The sequence below is a fragment of the Ruegeria sp. BC1 genome (genome assembly GCF_056539305.1).
In genome coordinates this window covers 55,908-79,686 of record NZ_JBQFUT010000001.1, presented here as the reverse complement: position 1 = coordinate 79,686, position 23,779 = coordinate 55,908, and the positions used below count along the sequence as shown (strand labels likewise).

At 57.3% G+C, this 23,779-nt stretch carries 25 protein-coding genes; 15 read left to right on the top strand and 10 right to left on the bottom strand.

The genetic code is table 11. The annotated features are described in order from the left end of the window. Nucleotides 1-248: 248 nt before the first annotated feature. Complete coding sequence (locus ACR0IY_RS00455) at nucleotides 249-782, top strand: extensin-like domain-containing protein (protein ID WP_480669765.1); 534 nt, start codon at nucleotides 249-251, stop codon at nucleotides 780-782. Here ACR0IY_RS00455 and ACR0IY_RS00450 read toward each other — a convergent pair. Next, nucleotides 779-1,153, bottom strand: coding sequence for an OB-fold nucleic acid binding domain-containing protein (locus tag ACR0IY_RS00450; RefSeq protein ID WP_480669764.1), 375 nt, complete (start codon nucleotides 1,151-1,153; stop codon nucleotides 779-781). The two genes, ACR0IY_RS00455 and ACR0IY_RS00450, sit on opposite strands and share 4 nt — an antisense overlap. 127 nt (nucleotides 1,154-1,280) lie before the next feature. Between ACR0IY_RS00450 and ACR0IY_RS00445 the strand changes: the two genes are divergently transcribed. Together ACR0IY_RS00445 and ACR0IY_RS00440 are read left to right on the top strand one after the other, a co-directional pair. Continuing rightward, complete coding sequence (locus ACR0IY_RS00445) at nucleotides 1,281-1,604, top strand: 2Fe-2S iron-sulfur cluster-binding protein (RefSeq protein WP_420584333.1); 324 nt, start codon at nucleotides 1,281-1,283, stop codon at nucleotides 1,602-1,604. A 101-nt stretch (nucleotides 1,605-1,705) separates the two neighbouring features. Further along, complete coding sequence (locus ACR0IY_RS00440) at nucleotides 1,706-2,398, top strand: FG-GAP repeat domain-containing protein (protein ID WP_480669763.1); 693 nt, start codon at nucleotides 1,706-1,708, stop codon at nucleotides 2,396-2,398. Nucleotides 2,399-2,485: 87 nt separating this feature from the next. Here the strand turns inward: ACR0IY_RS00440 and purD are convergent, their stop codons facing one another. Next, on the bottom strand, nucleotides 2,486-3,748 hold the full coding sequence (gene purD, locus ACR0IY_RS00435) for a phosphoribosylamine--glycine ligase (protein WP_480669762.1): 1,263 nt from the start codon (nucleotides 3,746-3,748) through the stop codon (nucleotides 2,486-2,488). A 75-nt stretch (nucleotides 3,749-3,823) separates the two neighbouring features. Here purD and xseA point away from each other — a divergent pair, with 75 nt between their 5' ends. Further along, complete coding sequence (gene xseA, locus ACR0IY_RS00430; protein WP_480669761.1) at nucleotides 3,824-5,317, top strand: exodeoxyribonuclease VII large subunit; 1,494 nt, start codon at nucleotides 3,824-3,826, stop codon at nucleotides 5,315-5,317. A gap of 7 nt (nucleotides 5,318-5,324) precedes the next feature. Here xseA and ACR0IY_RS00425 read toward each other — a convergent pair whose 3' ends face one another. After that, complete coding sequence (locus tag ACR0IY_RS00425; protein WP_480669760.1) at nucleotides 5,325-5,720, bottom strand: hypothetical protein; 396 nt, start codon at nucleotides 5,718-5,720, stop codon at nucleotides 5,325-5,327. Nucleotides 5,721-5,849: 129 nt separating this feature from the next. On the opposite strand from ACR0IY_RS00425, the gene ACR0IY_RS00420 reads away from it, so the two are divergent. The 6 genes from ACR0IY_RS00420 (at nucleotide 5,850) to ACR0IY_RS00395 (ending at nucleotide 11,295) form a co-directional block, all read left to right on the top strand. After that, nucleotides 5,850-6,488, top strand: a complete 639-nt coding sequence (locus ACR0IY_RS00420) for a lysoplasmalogenase (RefSeq protein ID WP_480669759.1) — start codon at nucleotides 5,850-5,852, stop codon at nucleotides 6,486-6,488. Between the two features lie 58 nt (nucleotides 6,489-6,546). Beyond that, a complete protein-coding gene (gene ftsY, locus ACR0IY_RS00415) occupies nucleotides 6,547-7,710 on the top strand; it encodes a signal recognition particle-docking protein FtsY (protein ID WP_480669758.1) in 1,164 nt (387 codons plus the stop codon). An 87-nt stretch (nucleotides 7,711-7,797) separates the two neighbouring features. After that, nucleotides 7,798-8,700, top strand: coding sequence for an EamA family transporter (locus ACR0IY_RS00410; protein WP_480669757.1), 903 nt, complete (start codon nucleotides 7,798-7,800; stop codon nucleotides 8,698-8,700). Between the two features lie 16 nt (nucleotides 8,701-8,716). Then, complete coding sequence (locus ACR0IY_RS00405) at nucleotides 8,717-9,322, top strand: inner membrane-spanning protein YciB (RefSeq protein ID WP_480669755.1); 606 nt, start codon at nucleotides 8,717-8,719, stop codon at nucleotides 9,320-9,322. A gap of 159 nt (nucleotides 9,323-9,481) precedes the next feature. Beyond that, a complete protein-coding gene (locus ACR0IY_RS00400) occupies nucleotides 9,482-10,150 on the top strand; it encodes a Crp/Fnr family transcriptional regulator (protein WP_480669754.1) in 669 nt (222 codons plus the stop codon). 332 nt (nucleotides 10,151-10,482) lie between these two features. Beyond that, entirely contained in the window at nucleotides 10,483-11,295 is an 813-nt protein-coding gene (locus ACR0IY_RS00395; RefSeq protein ID WP_480669753.1) for a class I SAM-dependent methyltransferase, read from the top strand. A gap of 175 nt (nucleotides 11,296-11,470) precedes the next feature. Here ACR0IY_RS00395 and ACR0IY_RS00390 read toward each other — a convergent pair whose 3' ends face one another. The 6 genes from ACR0IY_RS00390 to rpiA form a co-directional block, all read right to left on the bottom strand. Beyond that, the gene (locus ACR0IY_RS00390) at nucleotides 11,471-12,961 is read right to left on the bottom strand and encodes a Do family serine endopeptidase (protein ID WP_480669752.1); all 1,491 of its coding nucleotides are present in this window, start codon (nucleotides 12,959-12,961) and stop codon (nucleotides 11,471-11,473) included. Nucleotides 12,962-13,092: 131 nt separating this feature from the next. Continuing rightward, the gene (locus ACR0IY_RS00385; protein WP_480669751.1) at nucleotides 13,093-13,287 is read right to left on the bottom strand and encodes a DUF2065 domain-containing protein; all 195 of its coding nucleotides are present in this window, start codon (nucleotides 13,285-13,287) and stop codon (nucleotides 13,093-13,095) included. After that, entirely contained in the window at nucleotides 13,287-14,165 is an 879-nt protein-coding gene (hflC, locus tag ACR0IY_RS00380) for a protease modulator HflC (protein WP_480669749.1), read from the bottom strand. Before hflC ends, ACR0IY_RS00385 begins: the two co-directional genes overlap by 1 nt. After that, nucleotides 14,165-15,307 (bottom strand): FtsH protease activity modulator HflK, encoded by a 1,143-nt coding sequence (gene hflK / locus ACR0IY_RS00375; RefSeq protein WP_480669748.1) that lies wholly within the window; start codon nucleotides 15,305-15,307, stop codon nucleotides 14,165-14,167. The genes hflC and hflK overlap by 1 nt, the downstream gene beginning before the upstream one ends. Before the next feature lie 72 nt (nucleotides 15,308-15,379). Continuing rightward, nucleotides 15,380-16,738, bottom strand: coding sequence for a glutathione-disulfide reductase (gene gor, locus ACR0IY_RS00370; RefSeq protein ID WP_480669747.1), 1,359 nt, complete (start codon nucleotides 16,736-16,738; stop codon nucleotides 15,380-15,382). Between the two features lie 152 nt (nucleotides 16,739-16,890). Then, nucleotides 16,891-17,676 carry a ribose-5-phosphate isomerase RpiA gene (rpiA, locus tag ACR0IY_RS00365; RefSeq protein ID WP_480669746.1) on the bottom strand — a complete coding sequence of 262 codons (786 nt, stop codon included), beginning with the start codon at nucleotides 17,674-17,676 and terminating at the stop codon, nucleotides 16,891-16,893. 123 nt (nucleotides 17,677-17,799) lie between these two features. Between rpiA and ACR0IY_RS00360 the strand changes: the two genes are divergently transcribed. The 4 genes from ACR0IY_RS00360 to ACR0IY_RS00345 all read left to right on the top strand — a co-directional run bounded on the left by ACR0IY_RS00360 (nucleotide 17,800) and on the right by ACR0IY_RS00345 (nucleotide 21,194). Next, nucleotides 17,800-18,576 carry a methyltransferase domain-containing protein gene (locus ACR0IY_RS00360; protein WP_480669745.1) on the top strand — a complete coding sequence of 259 codons (777 nt, stop codon included), beginning with the start codon at nucleotides 17,800-17,802 and terminating at the stop codon, nucleotides 18,574-18,576. A 97-nt stretch (nucleotides 18,577-18,673) separates the two neighbouring features. Continuing rightward, a complete protein-coding gene (locus ACR0IY_RS00355) occupies nucleotides 18,674-19,375 on the top strand; it encodes a glutathione S-transferase family protein (RefSeq protein WP_480671085.1) in 702 nt (233 codons plus the stop codon). A gap of 1 nt (nucleotide 19,376) precedes the next feature. Further along, the gene (locus ACR0IY_RS00350) at nucleotides 19,377-20,750 is read left to right on the top strand and encodes an L-serine ammonia-lyase (protein WP_480669743.1); all 1,374 of its coding nucleotides are present in this window, start codon (nucleotides 19,377-19,379) and stop codon (nucleotides 20,748-20,750) included. A gap of 33 nt (nucleotides 20,751-20,783) precedes the next feature. Continuing rightward, nucleotides 20,784-21,194 carry a GFA family protein gene (locus tag ACR0IY_RS00345; RefSeq protein ID WP_480669742.1) on the top strand — a complete coding sequence of 137 codons (411 nt, stop codon included), beginning with the start codon at nucleotides 20,784-20,786 and terminating at the stop codon, nucleotides 21,192-21,194. 58 nt (nucleotides 21,195-21,252) lie between these two features. On the opposite strand, the gene ACR0IY_RS00340 is transcribed toward ACR0IY_RS00345, so the two are convergent. Then, on the bottom strand, nucleotides 21,253-21,960 hold the full coding sequence (locus ACR0IY_RS00340) for a thiamine diphosphokinase (protein WP_480669741.1): 708 nt from the start codon (nucleotides 21,958-21,960) through the stop codon (nucleotides 21,253-21,255). Nucleotides 21,961-22,082: 122 nt separating this feature from the next. Between ACR0IY_RS00340 and ACR0IY_RS00335 the strand changes: the two genes are divergently transcribed. Then, entirely contained in the window at nucleotides 22,083-23,735 is a 1,653-nt protein-coding gene (locus tag ACR0IY_RS00335) for a hypothetical protein (RefSeq protein ID WP_480669740.1), read from the top strand. Nucleotides 23,736-23,779: the final 44 nt, after the last annotated feature.

Genomic DNA, 23,779 nt, shown 5'->3' with positions numbered 1-23,779 from the left:
GTTATTTTATGCGAGTATTGGTAACCCTGTTTATTTTTTGCGCCAGCATGTCAGAGTCTGCACCGGATTGCGCGGAAAGTCCTCTGCCTCAATCCGCCAATCTCGTTGCCTTTGAACCACCAATCGATCTCGCTGTGCTTCCTGACGAAGATGAAGCCGCTGCCATCCCTGACCGAGAGCTGACTGTTTCCCCAAGACCTCGGCTGCGGCCCTGCAGGTTTCGCAAACTCGAACTTGGTCGTGAACTCATGCGTACGCGCGGTGCGGTGTGCGGCGACTGGACGATCATTGGCGAAGAACGCAATCCCTTCTCGGGTAAATTCAGAGGCTGCGGAATTGCTAAACCGGTCCGCGTCCGCGTAATCTCTGATGTTTTCCTCAGCCAATTGGCGCTTATGGATTGCGAGACTGCCATTACGCTCAAAACATGGCTCGAAAATACCGCTAAACCAGCGTTTGCGGATCAAGGGGGCGGCTTGAAAGGGTTGCGGCTGGCCGGCCATTATGCGTGCAAGACACAGAACAACCAGCCCCGCGCGCGCCTTTCGGAACATGCCCGGGGGCGAGCGGTTGATATATCCTCCTTTGTGCTGAAGGATGGCACTGTGATTACCGTGCTCGACGGATGGACCGAGGAAGACACCAGTGATGTCATGCGAGAGTTGCACGCAGGCGCCTGCGACCTGTTCGGCACGGTACTTGGCCCCAACGCAGACAAATATCACAAAGGTCATTTCCATTTGGACACGGCACGCCGTCGCAGCGGATCTGTGTGCCGTTAGCGGCCCTGCCCCTGCACCAGTACATCCAGCATGTCCGAGATGTCCTCGACCTCTTCCGCAATCACATGGGTTACCGAATGCGCCCGCTGCATCCGGCCTGTCACCCTCAGCAGCCGCCCCGAAATCACCGCACGGCGGAAGCGTTCGTAGATTTTGCGCCAGACCACCACGTTCACGATTCCGGTCTCATCCTCAAGCGTGACAAAGATTACGCCCTTGGCCGTTCCCGGTCGTTGCCGCAGGATCACCAGCCCTGCGACGGTCACACGGGCACCCTCGGGCGGGGTACCCAATTGGCAGGCAGGCAGGCAGGCGGGCGGGCGTGGCCAGTCCCGATCCGACGCTGTAGGGCAGGTAGGAGCAACAAGCATGAGAACAAAGATAGAACAACATGCAGGAAAGTCCAGTCGCGGCATGCCGAGTCGCAAATGAGGCTGGAAAGACCTAAATGCCTTGACTAAGGAAGGTTTCGAACATCGCAAAAGGAAGACGCACGCAATGGCAAAGATCACCTATGTCGAGCACGGCGGTACCGAACACACAGTCGAGGTCGCCAACGGACTGACCGTCATGGAAGGAGCCCGTGACAACAACATCCCCGGCATCGAGGCCGATTGCGGCGGCGCATGTGCCTGCTCAACCTGTCATGTCTACCTTCACCCCGACTGGGTCGAGAAAGTCCCAGCCAAGGACGACATGGAAGAGGACATGCTGGACTTTGCCTTTGAACCCGACCCGGCCCGTTCACGACTAACCTGCCAGATCAAGGTCACGGATGAACTGGACGGTCTTGTCGTTCAGATGCCCGAAAAGCAGATCTAATGACCCACAAAGCGCCGCGCCTGCCCGACCGCCTTTGGCCACGCCGGGTACGCGGCGCGATAATCGTGTTGTCCATATGGTTGGGTACATTAAACCCAGCAATGGCTGCCGACACGATCGTTGCTGCCCGATATATCGAGCCGACAACACGCTACGCACATGGAGTGTTGGGCGACGCCATCGAGTTCGGTGCTCTCGAAATTACAGTTCAAAACACGGCGCCGCCAGAGCTCACGACGACCGAACCTCTTGTCTATCGGCGTTCAGTCGTGACCATACGCCTACCCTTAGATCGTGTATTTGAAGACCTCGAACCCCGACTGGCAGATGTCGATCAGAACGGAACATTCGAGGTTCTCGCTATTGAGTCACAGCAAGACACCGGTGCCCAACTCGCAATCTACAATGCCAAAGGCAAAAAGATCGCCGCCACCCCTCATATCGGCACACGCAACCGCTGGCTGGCAACCATTGGCGCGGCGGATCTAGATGGCGACGGCTATATCGAAATCGCCTATATCGACCGCCCCCACTTGGCCAAGACCCTGCGTATCTGGCGCTTCAGGGAAGGCCAATTTACCGAAATTGCCAACTTGCCTGGCCTGACCAACCATAAGATCGGTGAGGATTTTATCAGCGGCGGTGTAAGGGATTGCGAAAACCACCCAGAACTGATCCTGGCAAGTGCCGACTGGTCCAGGATCATCAGCGTCTCATTTAATGACGGCTGGAAAAGAAAAGACCTCGGCCCACTCAGAAACCGCAAAGACCTGAGTTCAGCCCTGACCTGCTGATCCGTCCCTTCATCTGGCTAAAAATATCCTGGGGGTGAGGCCGCAGGCCGAAGGGGCAAAGCCCCTTACCCTAAGTAAGCCAACAATTCAGAGCGCCCGCCAACCAATATCGCGACGGAAGAACCCGTCCGGCCAGTCGACCCCATCCACCATCGCATAGGCGCGATCCCGCGCCTCCTGCAGGGTATCACCGCGAGCTGTGACATTCAGAACTCGACCACCCGAGGCCACAATCTGCCCGCCCGAGGCCTTGGTCCCGGCATGAAACACCATATTCGCGCTATCTTCGGGCAAACCGTTCAGACCGCTGATGACACTGCCCTTTTCATATGCCCCGGGATAGCCATCCGCTGCCATCACGACAGTCAAGGCGTGATCATCTGCCCAGTTCACATGCACGTCGCCCAAACGCCCTTCCGCGGCGGCATGCATCAGGTCCATCGCCTGCGCGCCAAGACGCATCATCAGGACCTGACATTCCGGGTCGCCAAAACGTACATTGTATTCCACCAACCGTGGCTGGCCGTCCTTGATCATCAGACCGGCATAAAGGACACCCTGGAACGGCATACCGCGACGCTTCATCTCGGCGACGGTCGGCTTGATGATCTCATTCATCGCACGCGCTTCGATTTCGGCGCTCAGCACTGGCGCCGGCGAATACGCCCCCATTCCGCCGGTGTTCAGCCCGGTATCACCCTCGCCCACGCGCTTGTGGTCCTGCGCCGTGCCGACGGACAGGATGTTCTCACCGTCACACAGCACGAACAGCGATGCCTCTTCGCCTTCCATGAACTCTTCGATGACAACCTCGGCACCTGCGCCACCGAATGCCCCGCCGAACATGTCATCGATCGCGTCCAGAGCGGTTTGCTCATCCATAGCAACGATCACCCCCTTACCTGCGGCCAGACCATCAGCCTTGACCACAATCGGAGCACCCTGTTCGCGTATATAGGCCTTAGCCGGTTCGGCCTCTGTGAACCGTGCGTAGGCCGCGGTCGGCGCACCCGATGCGTCACAGATTTCTTTGGTAAAGCTTTTCGAGGCCTCAAGTTGCGCTGCATCCGCCGAAGGTCCGAAAACCAACACACCCGCTTCTCGCAGACGGTCCGCCACTCCGGCAGCCAGAGGCGCTTCGGGGCCGACAATCACGAAATCAATTGCGTTTTCTTCGACAAAGCCTGCAACCGCTCCGCCGTCCTCGATATCGAGCGCTGCGCAATCCGCAATTTGGGCGATCCCGGCATTGCCCGGCGCCACAAACAGGCGGTCGCATTTGGGGTTCTGCATCACTGCCCAGGCCAGGCTGTGTTCCCGCCCTCCGCTGCCGAGAATGAGGATATTCATGAATGCACTCCGATCTGCTTGGCCTTGCTTGCGAGGCGTTCTAAGCTGGCCCGGCATTTGACACAAGGCGCTGAAATGTCCGACCTGCTTGACGACCCTATTCCCGGTCAAAATACACCCGAATACACTGTCTCGGACATCTCAGGAGAGGTGAAGCGTACGCTCGAAGGCACATTCGGGCGAATCCGAGTGCGCGGTGAGGTCGGGCGTGTCTTCAAAGCGCGCTCGGGGCATTTGTACTATGACATCAAGGACGACCGGAACGTTCTGGCCTGCACCACATGGAAGGGTCAAATCTCGGGCCTGTCCGTCGTTCCCGAAGAAGGGTTGGAAGTCGTCGTCACCGGCCGCCTGACCGCCTTTGGGGCGCAGTCGAAATATAACCTAAACGTCGATGAGGTCGCCGTCGCTGGACAAGGCGCGCTGATGGCTTTGCTGGAAAAGCGAAAGAAACAGCTTGAGGCCGAAGGGCTTTTCGCCTCCGAACGAAAAAGGCCACTGCCCTACTTGCCGCAAATTATCGGCGTTGTGACCTCGCCATCCGGCGCGGTGATCCGGGATATCCTGCACCGCTTGCGTGACCGCTTTCCGCGCAAAGTGCTCATCTGGCCGGTGGCCGTTCAGGGATCGAATTGTGCACCCGAGGTCGCCAATGCCATCCAGGGCTTCAACCAACTGACACCCGGCGGAGCCCTTCCCCGCCCCGATCTGATCATCGTGGCCCGGGGCGGCGGGTCGATCGAGGACCTTTGGGGCTTCAACGAGGAAATCGTCGCGCGCGCCGCAGCGGCCTCGGACATTCCGCTGATTTCCGCAGTGGGACACGAGACTGATACCACCCTGATCGACTATGTCTCGGACCGTCGCGCTCCCACCCCAACCGCCGCTGCCGAACTGGCCGTGCCCGTGCGCATGGAGTTGCTGGCCTGGACCGGTGAACAAGGCGCGCGCCTGTCCCGCGCCGCAACTGATGCGGTTCAACGTCGTTCGCAGCGTCTGCGCGATCTGTCCCGCGCGCTGCCACGTCCGGACAGCCTGTTGAACAACCCACGCCAACGTCTTGATTTGATTGCGGACCGCCTGACCCCGGCACTTGAACGCGGTGTACAGAACCGACACCTGCAAGTGGTGAAACTGTCGGCCCATCTGCGCCCTTCGACCCTGCGCAACCTTGTTTCAGGTCGGCAGGAAGCAGTGCGAAACCTGTCTTCCCGTCTGTCCTTGCGACCGATCCAGCGTGAAATTGAGGTACATCGCCAAAACATCACCCGTCTTGCCGATCGCCTGAACGCGGCGCAGGCGGCGCGATTGGATCGGATGCGGCAGCAATTAGATGCTACGGATCGCCTGCGCGAAACGCTCAGTTACAAGGCAACATTGCAACGGGGATATGCCGTGGTCCGCGCCGAGGAACAGGTGATCACAACCAAAATCCAGGCCGCCAAACACAGCGTACTTGAGATCGAATTCGCCGATGGGGTTCTGACCACTGGTCGACCCGAAGCCCCTCGACCGGCGACCAAGAAAGCCCCCAAGAAAGACGCGCCGGATCAAGGCTCTCTATTCTGAAACGATCTTATACCCCGACATCTGGCCCATAGCAGACCATCTCTTCGTCGATATCCTCGGCCTCATAGAGCTCGGTCTGGGCCGGGTCGCCTTCGAACTGAGCGATCAGCCCACCACCTGAGCGAGAAAACACCCAGCATTGCGGGTCCAGACGGTCTTCGTAGATGAAACAGATCTGCTCACCTCGCTCGTACCAGAGCCCTTCCTTGCAATCGCCGTCCAGAAAAGACCAGATGACACGGCGATTTGGCAAGTATCGCTCAACCCCGTAAACCTGACCCTGAAAACCATAAAACAGGGTTTTGCCGCGTGTGTAGGCGTCGAATTCCTTCCCGGACAAGGCGGGCTGAGCCGACGCAGAAAACGCAGGCAGCAAAAGAAGAATCGCAAGGTATCTGAACATAACGACATTGTGTCAGATGCCCTTGCCCGGTGCCAATCACCATTTCCGCAGAACCACCTGCCTTGACGTCACCGGTTGAGTTGAATCAGCAACCCGTAACATGCTGACAAAAAACGGGGAGAGGAACTCATGTCGACAATCCTGTTCTGCCTGGCAGCGGCCTGTGCCTTGGCCTATCTGCCCCTATCACCCCGCCCGGCAGGCACTGCGCGGTCGGTATTGAAAACGGCATCGGTCGCTCTGCTGGCGGGTATCGCGGCTCTTAACGCAGCCCCGCTGTTTCTGTTTTTGGCCCTCACCCTATGCGCCGTAGGTGATGCGCTTTTATCGCGCGAAACGGACAGCACCTTCATGGCAGGCATAGGTGCCTTTGCTGCAGGTCACCTTGCCTATATTGCCTTGTTCCTCACCCATCCGGCCAGCGACCCAGCTTTGATTTTCGACAAGCCCGGGATTTTCTGGTCACTCATCATCCTCGGCATCATCGCGGCCACTTTGCTCACCCCGCGCGCCGGTGATCTCAAAGGGCCGGTGCTGGGCTACATCCCGATCATTCTGGGTATGGGAGTTACAGTACTGGCCCTGCCCGAAGCCGGAGCGTTAAAATGGGCTTTGCCTGCCGCATTGGCCTTCATTGCATCCGACCTGATTCTGGCAACCGAAAAATTTCTGCTGCCAGCAAATCACCCCGCCCTGAAGATCACGCCGTTTCTGGTTTGGATCCTCTATTGGGCGGCACAAGCGGGGCTGCTGACCGCATTTTCCTGACCCTTTGCAACTGCCGCAAATCCGCATTAGGTGAAGGTAACACCTGCGGAGACCAAAAATGGCGTTTTTCTCAAAGCTCAAGGACAAACTGTTCAAATCCTCGTCCCGTCTCGAACAGGGGCTTGAGGCCATCGTAGAAGACGGTGGCGAGGAAACGGTCGCGCCCGATCCGATTATCCCCGAACCTGAACCGCAACCCGAGCCGGTGCCGGAGGTTCCGCAACCGGTGCCAGAAGTTCCACAGCCTGCGCCAGCCCCCCAGCCGGTTGAGGTGCCTGAACCTGCACCCGTCGATCCGACGCCTGCACCACCGCCGCCCGAGGCCGCAGCATCCAAAGGTGTTCTAAGCCGCTTGTTCGGTCGCAACGAAGCCAAAACCGCCATACGGCGCACGCTGGACGACGACATGCTTGAGCAACTCGAAGAGCTGCTGATCGCCTCAGACATGGGCGTCGATACGGCGCTGCGTGTCACTGCAAACATGGCTGAAGGGCGCTACGGAAAAAAACTCTCGACTCAGGAAATCAAACAGCTTCTGGCTCAGGAAGTCGCCCGTGTGATGGAGCCTGTCGCCAAACCGATGCCCATCTACCCCAAGCGCCCGCAAGTGGTGCTGGTTGTCGGTGTGAACGGGTCCGGCAAAACCACAACGATCGGCAAACTCGCCAGCCAGTTCAAAGCCGCTGGCAAAAAAGTCGTAATTGCCGCCGGCGACACCTTCCGTGCAGCCGCCGTCGAGCAGCTTCAGGTTTGGGGTGAACGCGCAGGTGTGCCCGTTCTGACCGCGCCTGAAGGGTCCGATCCCGCCTCGCTGGCATTCGACGCACTGACCAGAGCTCAGGCAGAGGGCGCCGACCTGCTAATGATCGACACCGCAGGCCGCCTGCAAAACCGCGCTGATCTGATGGAAGAACTGGCCAAGATCGTCCGCGTCATCCGCAAAAAGGACGAAACCGCCCCCCATAATACCCTGTTGGTCCTCGACGCAACTACAGGGCAAAATGCACTCAGCCAGGTGGAAACCTTCCGCAAACTGGCCGACGTCTCGGGCCTTGTGATGACCAAACTGGACGGCACAGCCAAAGGCGGCGTGCTGGTGGCGTTGGCAGACAAGTTCGGCCTGCCCATCCATGCCATTGGTGTCGGCGAGCAGATCGACGATCTGGCCCCCTTCGACCCCGAAGAATTCGCCGCCGCCCTGACCGGTCTGGACCAAACCTGATCCAAGCTTAATTTGACCCCAAGTATCCTCCGGGGGTCTGGGGGAGGAACACCCCCAGCCTCGCCACCCAGCGAAAAGATCTGACACTTGAGCGACTGGCTGATCTCTCTAGAAGGCACCGAAGCGGGCCATCAGCTCGCGCTTGGCCTTGCCCTGATGGCGGCCTTCCTGCACGCAGTCTTCGGGGCCTTGCAAAAAGGCCGCCATGACCCCTGGCTTTCGCGCGGGGCTATAGACGCCAGCTATTGCCTGCTGGCCGCACCGTTTGCGTTCTTCGTGGTGCCCTGGCCCGAGCCCTATATGTGGCCCATCTTTGCCGTGGTCTGGCTGATCCACATTGGCTACAAAGTCCTGCAGGCCATGGCCTACTCCAAGGGCTCCTACACGGTCGTCTATCCTGTCGTTCGCGGCACCGGACCACTTTTCACCGTCATCGGTGCCTATCTTCTTTTCGGAGAGACATTCTCGGTCACGCAATGGCTAGGGGTCGCCACGCTGATGGCAGGCATCTTCGGGCTTGCGGCCTACAACCTGCGTTACCTTGAAACCAACCGTGAAACATTGGGCATGGCCCTGACACTGGCGATCGTAACGGGCCTTTTTGTGGCGCTCTATACGACCTATGACGCCTATGGCATCCGCGCGACCGCTGACCCCTTCACGTTTTTGGCGTGGTTTTTCATGATCGACGGGGCGGCGATGCCCATCTATGCGTTCCTGCGATGGCGCGCCATGGTCAACCGTCCCACTGTTGGCCCCTTGATGTTGCGTGGCCTTGCAGGCGGAATAATCGCCCCCATGTCTTTCGGGGCCATCATGCTGGCCACGCGCCTCGACAAAGTCGGCGAGGCCGCCGTGTTGCGCGAAACGTCTACTGTATTCGCAGCGTTGATCGGCTGGTTAGTGCTGAAAGAAACCGTGGGGCCTCGGCGGATCGCCCTGATGGCATTGATTGCACTCGGCGCCGTAATAGTTGAAATGGGCGGGTAAGCAGCAGGAAGAACCGATGACAGCTAAAAAAGAGATCAATCCTTTTCTGAAACAAGTGCTGGAACTTGGGCCTCCGCTGGCATTTTTCTTCATCTACCTGCGCCTGCGTGATGACAGCTTCCTGGTTGGCGGTATCGAGTATTCCGGTTTCATCGTAGCCACGATCATCTTTGTGCCACTGATGCTTGCGGCCATGGGGATTCTGTGGGCGCTGACGGGTAAACTTAGCCGAATGCAGATTTTCACTGCTTTCATGGTCATTTTCTTTGGCGGTCTGACCGCCTGGTTCAATGACGAACGGTTTTTCAAGATGAAAACCACGCTGGTTTACGGGTTCTTCTCGATCGTCCTCGGCATCGGATTGCTGCAAGGGAAATCCTATCTGGCCTATGTTCTGGATGAGATGCTGCCGATGCGTCACGAAGGTTGGATGATCCTGACCCGGCGCCTGAACGCCTGCTTCGCGGTTCTGGCCATCGCCAATGAATTCGTCTGGCGCACGATGTCGACCGACCTATGGGTCAAAATCGAAACTTTCGGCTTTCCCATCGCACTGATGGTGTTTCTGATGCTGCAATTCAGCCTGTTGCAAAACTACATGGACGACCCCGACCACCAGTAGGTGAACAGGCAACACGGCCACTCACCCCTGCGTTTAGGGTAATTTATGCGCTTTCTCGGGCAGTTTACTGGGAAAAGCAGACAAAAACCTTGGCTTAACGCCTAAGCTGTGGAAAGTTGTGTCACCACCCACCACTCACAGCCGGAGCATCTGCACCTCATGACGGCTTTTCCAGACAGCGGCTTTCTGTCCGAGGCATCCGACGGATTGAAGGCTATGCTCTCGGCCCAGGCAACCGAGATTTCACTGGACCGTGGAGAGGTTCTGTTTGAACAGGGCGATGAGGGCGACGCGCTCTATGCAATCCTGGAGGGGACGCTCGAAGTCTCCTTTCTGGCGATGAGTGGCCGCAAACTATCCCTGTCCCTGATGCGGCCCGGAGAGGTCTTTGGTGAGATAGCCCTGTTTGACAGCGGCCCACGCACTGCAACAATCGCAGCGGCAGAACCCTCGCGCATTTTGCGGGTCCGCCAGGGTGATGTGATGGAGCAGGTTCGCCTGCATCCCGATCTTGCGGTCGATCTGATCCGACTGGCCGGCCTGCGCATGCGATGGATGGGCTCACAGCTGAACGAGCAGGTGTTCCTGCCGATGCCGATCCGCCTAGCCCGGAAACTTTTGCATTTGTCAGGCCTTCAGGATGATCCATCGACCCGGATCACCCTGTCACAAAGCGAACTGGCCGAATTTGTGGGCGCCACGCGCGAGGCCGTGTCCAAGACGATCTCAACCTGGAAACGCGACAACGTGGTCGAGGCTTCGCGCGGCGGGCTGATGATTCAGGACTTCGATGCCTTGAGAGAACTGGCCGAGTCGGACCTGATCTGACCGGCTGTGACCTGCTTCACAGAACGACGGTTGCGTTAGTACTATTCTGATACCTGTTACCGTAGGAGGTCAGAGAATCATCCCCGATATCTGTCCACTGACCTCTCCCTGTATCAGAGCCATATGTCCTTCCCGGCATATGGCTCATTTCCTTTGATCTGCGCTAATACAAAAACACCGGAGTACGCGCCTGTCCTTTATCATAGGTGGTGTAGGTGAACGATGGTGAGGCTCGGAATGTATTGCCAGTTTCGAGCCCAAAGTGACCAAACTACAAAACTGTGCTATGAATTTATCTTTTAGGTTCAAGACCTAGTCGGGGAGCGTTCGTAATGTCATCCAAAGACAAGAACTTTACCGGGTCGATCCCTGATGTTTACGACGAATATCTCGTTCCACTGATTTTTGAACCATATGCTGCCGACATTGCAAAGAGGGTTGCAAGAACGAACCCCAAGGATGTTCTTGAAACTGCTGCTGGTAGCGGTGTCGTCACGCGCGCTTTGGCTCCGCTCCTGAATGAAGCCGTTCGCTACGTTGTCACTGATCTCAACCAACCGATGCTCGACAGGGCGGCTAGCCAACAGCCACCTTCGGATCAAATTGAATGGCGGCAAGCTGATGCACTGCAATTACCTTTTGAGGCGGGATCATTCGACGTCGTTTGTTGCCAATTTGGTGTGATGTTTTTCCCTGACAAGATAGCAGGATATCGGGAGGCTCTACGCGTCCTGAAAGAAGATGGATGCTTTATTTTCAACGTTTGGGATCGGATAGAACAGAATGAATTTGCTCAAAGCGTAACGGCGACCGCGTCACGGTTTTTTCCTGATGACCCGCCTGTGTTTTTAGCAAGGACACCTCATGGGCACGGGGACATTACTGCCATTGTCAGCGACCTAGGCGAAGCAGGGTTTAGCCACGTGGATACATTCACTATCTCTGAACAGAGCCGCGCAAGTAACTCGATGGTTCCTGCGTTGGCCTATTGCCAAGGAACTCCGCTCAGGAACGAGTTGGAAGAACGTGCAACAGGGTTGCTAAATGAAATTACAGAAGCAGCGGCGGCTGATATTGAGAAATCCTTGGGTGCTGGCACGATATCTGGCCGTATTCAAGGGCATGTTTTCGTCGCAAAGGCATAACAATATCAATGTGGCTTTGCCTGCTGACCATACCTTAACACTCCACTCCCGAAGAGATCACCGGGAGTTTTGTTCAACATAAAATAGCAACACATGGGTGTGACGCTACACGTGCAATACTTACAATAAAGGCCGGAGCATACGCCCCGGCCTTTGCACCCATCCGGAGAAGTTTTTATTCCCCGAGGCTCAGCGCCACAAAGCGTGGCTCGCCGCCACGGCGCACCAGCAGCAGCAGGGACTTGCGGCCCGCTTCACGTGCCTCATCCATCCGCGCCTCGAGGTCTTCGATCGAGGTCACCTTCTGCTGACCGGCTTCTGTAATCAGATCTCCGGCGCGCAACCCTTTGGTAAAGGCTTCAGACGCTTCGTCCACCTCGGTCACAACCAACCCTTCGGCATCCGCATCCAAACCCATATCCGAGCGCAATGTGTCAGTCAGGGGTGCGATCTTAAGGCCCAGAATATCGGCATTTTCCTCTGCCGGTGCGTCCTGTGTCTCTTCTTCACCATTTTCCGCACGTTCTGCATCTTCGCGACGTCCCAGGGTTACCAATACAGTCTGCGTACCCCCATCACGATGCACCACGACCCTGACCGATTTGCCTACGGTGGTTTCACCGACCTGACGCACCAGGCCACGGGTGTCTTCAACCTCGACCCCGTCAAAGCTGAGGATCACGTCACCCGCCAGCAAGCCCGCCTCTTTTGCGGGGCCATCGGGTACATCACTGATCAGCGCGCCGCCAGGTTTGTCCAGCCCGATGGCTTCGGCCATGTCCTCGGTTACGTCCTGAATACGCACGCCTAGCCAACCGCGGCGGGTCTCACCAAACTCACGCAGTTGATCGACAACCTTGACGACCACATTGGACGCCATCGAGAACCCGATCCCGATCGAGCCGCCATTTGGTGAAAGGATCGCGGTGTTTACGCCGATCACTTCGCCGTTCATGTTGAACAATGGCCCGCCCGAATTACCCCGGTTAATCGCCGCGTCGGTTTGGATGTAGTCGTCATACGACCCGCTCAGCGCGCGGTTGCGGGCTGAGACGATACCAGCCGAGACCGAAAAGCCCTGCCCCAGCGGGTTACCCATCGCAATGACCCAATCGCCGACGCGCGCAATGTCGCTGTCGCCGAACTGCACATATTTCAGCGGCCCCGATGCTTCGACCTTGAGCAGCGCGATATCGGTTTTCTCGTCCGTGCCGATCACTTTGGCAGGCAATTCTTTCTTGGGCTGACCATCACCAGGGAAGAATTCTACAAGAATTTCATCAGCTTCCGCGATGACGTGATTATTGGTAACGATATACCCGTCCTCGGAAATCACAAACCCCGAGCCCAGCGCATTGCTGCGGCGCGGAAGATTGTCACCGTTGTCGCCACGGTCCTGAAACTCGCGGAAAAAGTCCTCGAACGGAGAACCCTCGGGCACGATCCCCTGTGGTCCGGTCTGGTTTTCGATCAGGGTAGAAGTGGTAATGTTCACCACCGCCGGGCTGATCTTTTCGGCCAGAGGTGCCAGGCTTTCGCTTTTCGCCTGCGCGGCGACGGTTTGAGCCAGAACAAGAAGTATGCCGGCAAAGGCCAGCCACATCAGCCGCATGAAACCAACACTGTCGCCCCGGCGGACGGAAATACTGCGTGCTTGAGCCTGCACTTGGAAACTCCTTGTCGACAATTCATTCGCGGCCGCCTTGTGGCAACCTTTCTTAGCAACCAATGTAGTCAGTTTGTTCAAGCCCGCAACTCGGGATCGCGGGGAAATCACCGGCAATTGAAACCAACGTGTTAAAACCCGACCTGATAGGCGCCCCACAGCAGAATCAGACCGCTGACCACGCACAATAGCCCCGCCAACCGCCGCGCCTGTTCGGGAAGGGAGCGCAAGGCCTCAAGCATACGCTCAATAAGAGAAGGGGCCAGCGCATACGCCAGCCCCTCGACAATCAGCACCAGCCCGAAGGCCAAAAGGATCAGCCCCATTACTGGCGGGCCTGCCCTGTGGGAGACTTCAGGTAATTGAAGAACTCAGAATCCGGGGTCAGAACCAACGAACTGTTACCGCCTCGCAGCGCGTTTTCATAAGCCGAAAGCGAGCGGTAGAACTCAAAGAACTCTGGGTCTGCGCCATAAGCTTGGGCAAAGATCGCGTTGCGTTCGGCATCGGCCTCACCGCGGATGATCTCGGCCTCACGGTTGGCATCCGATACCAGTTCAACCACGGTCCGGTCGGCCTGCGCGCGGACGCGCTGCGCCGCTTCGTTACCACGGGCGCGCTCGTCGGTCGCCTCACGTTCCCGCTCGGCCTTCATCCGGTCGAATGTTGCTTCGAGGTTTGCCTGTGGCAGATCGGTGGCCTTCAAACGCACGTCGATCACGTTGACGCCCAGCGCCTGAGCTTCGGCAATCGCGCTGTTGCGAATACGCAGCATCAGCGCGGCACGGTCTGAACTAAGGATATCGCGCGACGACACCGAACCCAGAACTTCACGGGTTTCAGCGCGCAGGATACGGTCCAGACGATCCTCGGCCACCGGAATACCGCCGACACCAACCGCCTGCCGGAAGCGATTCAGGTCGGAAATTCGATAGCGGGCGAAAGCATCAACAACCAGACGACGATCATCCAGTGGTGTCACTTCCAAGGGCTGCACGTCGATGGACAGGATACGGTCATCATAGCGGACAACCTCTTGAATTAGAGGGATTTTAAACGCCAGGCCGGGTTCTTCCTTAACCGCGACAACACGACCGAATTGCAGCACGAGCGCACGTTCACGTTCGTCGACGATAAAGATCGAAGACAGGCCAACAACGCCAAGGATCACGATGAGGATGAGGATAATGGGTGATTTACGCATCAGTTGCTCTCCTCGGCCTGATTACGGCGCAGCTCGTTCAACGGCAGATACGGCACAACACCCTGCCCCGAACCGGTCGAGTTTTCATCCAGAATGATCTTGTCCACGTCACCCAGAACTTGCTCCATCCGTTCCAGATACAAGCGTTTGCGGGTCACGTCCGGCGCCTTGGAGTATTCCTCCAGAACCGCGCTGAAACGGCTGGCCTCACCCTGCGCACTGTTGATCTGCTGCGCGCGATAGGCTTCGGCCTCTTCCAGAACCTGCGCTGCTTCACCGCGCGCTTCCGCCAACACGCGGTTGGCATAAGCGTCGGCCACGTTTTGCAAACGGTCACGTTCTTGCGCGGCAGCCTGAACGTCGCGGAAGGCGGCGATCACGTCCTGTGGCGGGTCAGCCTTGTCAAAGTTCACGCGAATGATGTTCACGCCTGAATCGTAGCTGTCCATCGTCGCCTGGATCAATTCCTGCAGACGGTCAGCAATGACCCCGCGATCCCGGTTTAGGATCGGAGCCAGCTCGCTTTGTGCGATAATCTCGCGCATAGCCGATTCCGACACGGCGCGGATCGTCTGGCGCGGATCACGCAGGTTGAACAGGAACTTAGCCGGATCGTTGATGTTCCAAACGACCTGATAGTCGATATCGACCACGTTTTCGTCGCCGGTCAGCATCAGACCATCATCGCTGCCGCGTGTGCCGCCCATGTCTTCGGTCTGTTCGCGAGTGACCGGGATGACTTCGGCGGTTACAAAAGGCCACGGCGCAAAGTTCAGACCCGGGTTACCAACGGCCGAGAACTCTCCCAGAAACAACTCAACTGACTGCTCTTCGGGCTTAACGGTGTAAAAGCTTGCAGCTCCCCAAAGCACCGCCGCCACAACTACACCAATCAGGACAGTGCCTTTGGTAAAGATAGGCCCACCGCCGCCAGAGCCCTGACCGCGACCGCCACCAGAACCGCCGCGACCGCCCATAAGGACGCGTAGCTGTTCCTGACCTTTCTTCATCAGCTCATCAATTTCGGGAATCTGCGAGCCGTCGCCTTCGGGAGGCTTGCGCCCGTCCCCGTTGTTACCCCGATTTCCTCCGCCGCCGGAAGAGCCTCCGCCCCCCCAGGGGCCACCGCTGTTGCCCGCCATATGTATCTATTCCCTTGTGTTGGACCGTGTGATCACGGGTTCCCTTGTAACTTGTGTACGCGCGGTTGCAAATCAAGCAGTGCGTACAGGTTGCCGCATTGTCACCAGTTCTTCGGCCATAACCGGATGCACGGCGACCGTGCGGTCGAAATCTTCCTTGGTTGCACCCATTTTCACGGCGATACCGGCCAGCTGGATCATCTCACCGGCACCGGGCGCTACGATATGGCACCCCAAAACCTTGCGGGTTGCCTGACTAACGATCAACTTCATCAAAACCCGCTGCGTACCACCTGCAAATGCCTTCTGCATCGGCTTGAACGAGGTTGCATAAACCTCAACCGGCTCTTGCGCGGCGGCTTCTTCTTCGCTCAGGCCAACCGTGCCGAATTCCGGCTGTGTGAAGATCGCAGTCGGGATCAACTCATGATCCACCGGTGTCGGGTTGCCTTTGAACACGGTTTCAACGAATGCCATGCCTTCACGTATCGCAACCGGGGTCAGGTTCACCCGGTCGGTTACATCGCCGATGGCATAGATCGAGGGCACGCCGGTCTGGCTGTATTCGTCCACGACGATCTCGCCCTTACGACCGCGTTCGACTCCAACGGCCTCAAGTCCCAGATTGTCCGCGTTCGGTGCACGACCTGTCGCGTACATGACCACATCGAAAACCTGCTCAGAACCGTTGGTGGCTTTGACCCAGATCTTGTCGCCTTGCTTTTTCATCTCAAGCACGTTTGTGCCAAGGTGCAGGTCGATGCCGTTCTGGCACATCTCTTCGCTGATCAGGCCGCGCGCTTCTTCATCAAAGCCACGCAGGATCTGCGCGCCACGATAGAACTGAGTGGTCTTCACGCCCATCCCGTTCATGATCCCGGCGAATTCGCTGGCGATATATCCGCCGCCCACGATCAGGATGCTTTCGGGCAGTTTTTCCAGGTGGAAAATCTCGTTCGAGGTAATCGCCAGGTCCGATCCCGGAAACTCGGGCACAACCGGACGTCCGCCAGTCGCAACCAAAATGTGTTTGGCGGTCTTACGCGTGCCGTCAGCCAGTTCGACCGTGTGCGCATCGACCACGTGGGCGCGCTGGTCAAAGCTTTCTACACCGTTGTTCTTTAGGATATTTCGATAGATACCTTCCAGCCGATCCAGTTCGGCCACCAGTTTTCCGTGGAAGGTTTTCCAGTCCAGCTCACCGGGCTGAACGTCCCAACCATAAGCCTGTGCATCACCGACCATGCCCGAAAACTCGCTTGCGAAGACCATCAGCTTTTTCGGAACACAGCCCCGGATAACACAAGTTCCGCCATAGCGATCTTCTTCGGCCAGCGCCACTTTGGCCCCGTTTTCGCCCGCCGCCACACGCGCCGCGCGGACCCCGCCCGAGCCTCCGCCGATTACGAACAGATCATAGTCAAAGCTCATCCTGAGTTTCCTTATTCCGTCAGGCCAAAATTCGTTGATAATTTGGGGCTAAATGACGCTCTGCCAACCCCCAGAGATGCTTAAACGTCGCGGAAGGTCGAACACCTCGCTGGAGACGCGACTGTCAGTTCTTGCGTCGCCTGCCGTCTGTATCAATCCGCCAGATCCGAAAACAGGTTCTCGCCACTTTCCGCAGATTGATCCAGCTCGGTGGTGCCCTCGTTGAGGTCACGCAATTCAACCCGACCATCGCCGTGACCGATCACGACTTTGTCACAGATGTCGATGAACAATCCATTCTCGACCACTCCAGGCACCTGATTGAGCACCAGCGCCAATTGCCGTGCGTTGCCAATGCGCTGCAGATGCAGGTCCAGAATGTGGTTGCCCTCGTCCGTCACGAACGGAGCCTCACCATTCATCCGTAGCTTGGCTGTGGTGCCCAAAACATCCATTGTGTCCAGTGCCTCTTCGACCAGCGTACGGGTAGTCTGCCAGCCAAAGGGGATCACTTCGATCGGGAGTGGAAAAGCGCCCAATGTTTCGACCTCTTTGCCCGCGTCAGCAATAACAACCATCTGATCGCTGGCCGTAGCCACGATCTTTTCCTGCAAATGCGCACCACCGCCGCCTTTGATCAGGTTGAACTCTCCGTCGAATTCATCTGCTCCATCGATGGTCAAATCCAGCCACCCGGCCTGATCCAGCGAGACGACTTCGATCCCAACTTCGCGCGCCAACTGCGCAGTGCGGGTTGAGGTCGGAACACCCTTGATCCGCAAGCTTTCCTCTTTCACCCGTTCGCCGATGCGGCGCACCATCCAGGCTGCAGTCGACCCGGTGCCCAGCCCTACGCGCATTCCATCCTGAACCAGTTCGGCCGCGCGGCGTGCAGCGACGTACTTGGCTTTGTCTATGGGTGACATTTCTCCGGTCATGGCAACCTCGTATCAAGCAGATTTGGAGCCCTTATAGGCAAACAGTTTTCACTGCGCGAGGGGCGCAAGGCAGTTTCCTTTATGAAAAATGGAATTTCTGTTACTGTTTACCAAGGAAATTCCATGCTGAAGTTTGACGAAGCCACTACCCGCCTGCTGGACGATGGATATCTTGGCGCAGACGTCTCCCGCCGCCGGCGGGCCAGTTTCGATGCCCTATCCCCGTCCTCCGGCGAAGCAATCCTTGATCTGGGTTGCGGAACAGGTCTTTTGACCGTCGAATTGGCTCGTGCGGTCGGAACACAGGGTCGCGTAACGGGGCTCGATCCCAGCAAGGACATGTTATCGGCGGCCCGAATGCGATCTGCCGAGTTCGAGAATGTGGAATTGTTCGAAGGAACGGCTCAACATATGCCGTTTCCAGACGGGCATTTTGACAAGGCGGTATCGATACAGGTCTTCGAGTATTTCGAAGACGCGTGCCCTGCACTTCGGGAACTTCATCGTGTTTTGCGCCCCCGCGGCCGACTTGTAATTGCGGACACTCATTGGGATTCGCTGTGCTGGCACAGCGAGCAACCGGCAAGGATGTCTCAGATGATCGAAATCTGGGACAATCACCTTGCCAATCGTTGCGTACCGGCAACTTTGCCGTCCGGTTTGTTAAAGTGCGGATTTGAACCGACACAGATCATTCCCATGGCCTTTTGCGATACGTCACTAAAACCAGACGGTCTGGCCCTGATGATGATCCGCCTGATGCAGGCATTTGCCTGGCAAAAAGGCTATATGTCCGAAGTGGCCGCCAAGGCTTGGGCGCAAGAGCAATATGATCTGGCGGAACAAGGGCGTTTCTTTATGTCGATTACACATTTTATTTGGGTCGCACACAAAGCGTAAAGCCGATGTCCGAAACATGTCGCTAAAATACGCGTTTCCGATTGGAAACGTCGCAATCAAGGCTTTGGAGCTCGTGCATGCGGTATACATAGATGTCATGAATGCGCCCTACCGCCTGCACTATGCCCCCGACAACGCGTCTCTGATCATCAGATTGACGCTTGAAGAGATGGGCCTGCCCTATGACACGGTTCTGGTGGATCGCCGCCGAAACGAGCAGGATAGTGCCGCCTACCGGGCATTGAATCCGAATGGATTGATCCCGGTATTGGAAACGCCGCAGGGGCCGATTTTCGAAACGGCGGCGATCCTGCTGTGGTTGGCGGACACTCACGGGCAATTAGCACCTGTCCCAGACAGCCCGGACCGGGCGGCATTTCTGAAATGGCTATTCTTTGCCTCAAATACCTTGCACGCCGATCTGCGAATTCTGTTTTACGCTGAAAAGTACATCGACGACGCACAGGCGCAGGTCTTGCGCAAAGGTATCCGCCCACGCCTGCGTCAGCATCTGAAAGTCCTGGACGCCGCGGCGGCGCAAACACCGGGCTGGTTGCACCCCGACCAACCCTCGGTGCTGACTTATTACCTTGCGTGCCAGATGCGCTGGATGGCTCTTTATCCGGCACAATCCGATCGCAGTTGGTACCAATTGGCAGACACGCCCTATCTGCAAAGAATCCTGACGCAGCTTGAAACCCGGCCCGCAACCCGCGCCGTTATCGCTGCTGAAGGATTGGGGGTTACGCCGTTCACCTCGCCAAGTTACGCTACTCCTCAAGAAGGCTCAGCTACCTGACATGTTTCTATCTGTCTTCGATATGTTCAAAGTGGGCATCGGCCCGTCCTCGTCTCACACTATGGGGCCGATGGTTGCTGCCGCGCGGTTTCTGGACCTGATGCGCGCGTCACCGTTCGAGTTTGCCGGTCTACGTGGGTCGCTGCATGGCTCGCTGGCCTTTACAGGTGTTGGCCACGCGACGGATCGAGCGACCGTCCTGGGCCTGGCCGGATTCGTACCCGACAACTATGACAATGATAAAGCCGAGGCCGCACTGGCTGAGATTACCAAGACCCACTCGGTTACTCCTGAAGGTCTGCCGACGCTGAAGTTCGACCCCAAGACCGACCTGATCTTTGACTACGACAACAATCTGCCGGGTCACGCCAATGGAATGATCCTGATGGCCACGGACGCGCAAGGTGATGTGATCCTGCGACAGGTCTATTATTCCGTCGGTGGCGGCTTTGTCCTGACCGAAGAGGAACTGGCCGAGGGTAAGGATACCAATGACGGCGCACCCGTGCCCTACCCGTTCCAATCGGCCGCCGAAATGTTGCAGATGGCAAAAGACAGCGGCAAGAGTATCGCCCAGATGAAGCGCGAAAACGAAATCGCGCGCGGCTGTGCCGACAGTTTCGCAAAGGGCACTGCCCGCCTTTGGGAAGTTATGAACAACTGCATCGAACGCGGCCTGAAAACCGACGGCATACTACCCGGTGGCCTGAACGTCCGTCGCCGCGCCAAAGGTATTCACGACGCGTTGTTGGCCGAACGGGGGATGAACCTGAACGCTCCGCACACCATCAATGATTGGATGAGCGTTTATGCGATGGCGGTGAACGAAGAAAACGCTGCCGGTGGTCAGGTGGTCACTGCACCAACCAATGGAGCGGCAGGCACGATGCCCGCCGTTCTGCGCTATTACCTCGACCACGTCCCCGGAGCATCAGAAAGCCATATCGAAGATTTTCTGCTGACGGCCGCCGCCATTGGTGGTCTGGTCAAATACAACGCCTCGATCTCAGGAGCCGAAGCCGGTTGCCAGGCCGAGGTCGGCAGTGCATCAGCTATGGCAGCAGCGGGTCTGTGCGCGGTCATGGGGGGCACGCCAGAGCAGGTGGAGAATGCCGCGGAAATCGCACTGGAACACCATCTGGGCATGACCTGCGATCCGGTTGCCGGGCTGGTTCAGGTGCCGTGTATCGAACGCAACGGATTGGCGGCAATCAAAGCGGTATCTGCGTCCTCACTTGCACTGCGCGGCGACGGAAAACACTTTGTTCCGCTGGATACCGCGATCGAAACTATGCGGCAAACCGGGCATGACATGCATGAAAAATACAAGGAAACATCACTGGGCGGACTGGCTGTGAACGTTCCCAACTGCTGACACGTCACGGCAAGGTAACTGGAGGGACACACCATGCGAGGACAATGTCTGTGCGGCACCATCCGGTACGAAGTTAACCCTCCGGTCCTGTCTTGTGTGACGTGCCACTGCGACAGTTGCAGACGACAATGCGCTGCGCCGATGACGACTTACTTCGGTGTGCACGACGGGCAGTGGCGGTGGACCGGCGAAGCGCCGAAGACCTTCAATTCTTCACCCGGGGTCGAGCGTAGTTTTTGCCCCAATTGTGGTACACCTCTCTCATTCCGCTCGCAGTCCATGTCAGGTGTGACGCATTTGTATGTGGCAACACTGGACGACCCGAACGCGTTGGAACCCACGCTACACGTAGCGCATGAGGAAAAGCTGGCGTGGCTGAAACTGGGTGATGAGCTTCCAATCTGCATCGGCCCGGATTACACCAAGGCGAATCCATTGCCCTAGTCCGATTAGTGCCAGCAAAAACCCGCGACGCTTAAAAGAACAAGCGATCCCTTGCGATTTACTCTGTTGAAACGAGCCATTGGCCGGTTTCCCCCGACAGAAATGCCTCAATGGCCAGATCCAACGCATCACGCGGCACCATCACCAACAGCCCCGGTCCGTCCATCGTAAGCTCCACTTGGGCCAATGCGCGGTTGGACGTTCCAACGCGGCCATCAGGTTCCAAGACCAGATCGTCGATAGGCCACTCCAACCCCGTACTGCGCCCCGTCACACGACGCAGCGGAAACAATGAGACCACATCGCCGGGGGGGATACTGAGTTTTATTCGAGGCGGCGCATGAAATACGACTTCCTGCTCGCCCAGAAGGATACACGGGCGATCAGAGTGCCGGACCAGTGTATTGAGGACCGCCAATTGATGATCCAACCGCCCACCGAGAAATCCAACACCCAGCACCAGTGGTGCATCAATGTTGCGCAGTGCCTTGTCGAAATCCGTGCTGTCCTGCTCGCGTATCGGCATCAACTTATCTGCGGGAATCCGGTCGCGATACTCACTGCTCAGCGAATCAAAATCGCCGATAACCGCATCTGGAACACACCCAGCATCCATCAAGGGAATCGCCCCGCCATCAGCAGCTACGACGGCATTGACGCGAATCAGCGCCACATTTAGATCATCAGGCCCGATTTGACCGCCACCAACCACTGCGATTGGCTCCTCAGACCGTACAATTGGCTGATTTTTTTTAGGATTGATCATTTTTCCCGGATTTGGACACATTGAGACCACAAAATGATACGTTCATGCAAAGAGTTCAGAGCCACCAGTGTGCCCACCGTCGGGTTGGATGGTTCAAGTAGTTTGTAAAGGACGTGCGTCTGATGGTACAGAATAACAAGGTTTTGACCGTTTCTTATGGAACCTTCTCCTGCACTTTGGAAGGTTTTGATGATTCCTTCGAAACGATGAAAGCTATTGCCGAATACTTTCGTGATCTCGCTGCAGAAGATCGCTATTTCGGATCTGAACCACCTCAGCCAGACCCTGAAATGCTGACGCGGATCGCGCAGCGTGAAATGCCCCGCAAGGTCGAGGCAAGCCAGGACGAATCTGGCTTGACGATCCGCGCCACCGAAAAAGAAGCCGTGACGCCGCAACCGGCTGCCGTTGCGCCTGCAGTGCGGAATGTCACCAGACCACTCCGCTCGCCGTTCACTCCGCCGGACTTTGCCGAAGCCGATCCCGTTGAAGGTACACCCTCCCCTGCTGCGGACAGTATCGCGGCCAAACTACAGCGCATCCGTGCCGTCGTGTCCCATTCTGAGGAAAACTCGGTTATTTACACTGAGGATGAAGATACGACTTTGATGAAAAACGCGGCCGGACCAACGGACGCTGTTGCGGCAGCTTTCGAGGCCGGCACGCTGAACCCTGCAGATCTGGCAGCAACCCAGACACCGGATGCAACAGTCGCGGAAGAGCCCGAACATACTCAGACCGACGCGCAGGACGCGGCTTACGCTGTGGACGAACCTGAATTGCCCGAGGACGTCGAAGTCGAACAAGCAATTCCGTCGTCCCTGGACACCGACGATGACATTCCAGAAGTGGCGGCCGATGCCGGAATTGATTTTGACTACAAAATCGAAGAAGAAGCCGCTGCGTCAGACGTGTTGTTTACGGAAACCGATGAAATCGAAGAGATCGTAGATGAAGACATAGAGAACATCCTTAGCGACGATTCCGAAGACGAAGAAATCGATGAGCCCGCAGAAAAAGGTGTTTTGACAGAAGAGGACGAACACAGCCTGCTCAGAGAAATCTCTAATGTCGAGGCTATTCTGGACAACCGCGCTGCCAGAGCTGAAGCCGACGTGTCGAACCTGGATCAGGATGTATCACGCCTGATGGACAAAGCCGGTGTCCAACTGGACGACCCGACCACAAGCGACACTCGGGAAACCTATTCGCAGATGCGCGCGGCCGTTGCGGCGACCGAAGCCGAGCGCAAAGATCGTGGTTCATCTGATCAGGGCAGCGACGATCAGGGATACCGGGGCGACCTGTCCTCGGTTGTCAGCCCGCGCCGCCCTGAAATTCAGGTGACCAGCATGCGCCCTGCCAGTGATGCTGCAGCTCCGCTCAAGCTGGTGGCAGAACAGCGTATCGACAACCAAAGCGGTGATGCAGGTCCAGTCACACCACGTCGCGTTACTTCCGACGCTGAAGATGAAGACGTTGAGGAAGGCGGATTCGCCCTTTTTGCACAGGAGCAAGGGGCACAATCCCTTCCAGATTTGCTAGAGGCTGCCGCCGCGTATCTGTCGTTCATTGAAGGCCAGGAACAGTTCTCTCGACCGCAACTGATGAACAAAATCCGTTCGCTTAAACAGGACGACTTCAATCGCGAGGAAAGCCTGCGTTCATTCGGTCAACTGCTGCGCGACGGTAAGATCGAAAAGGCAGGGGGCGGTCGTTTTGCGGCCTCAACCCAGATCGGTTTCCGCCCGGATGACGAGCGCGCCGCCGGTTGATCCCAAGACCATCAATTGGAAAAGGGCCGGTGGTTCATCCGGCC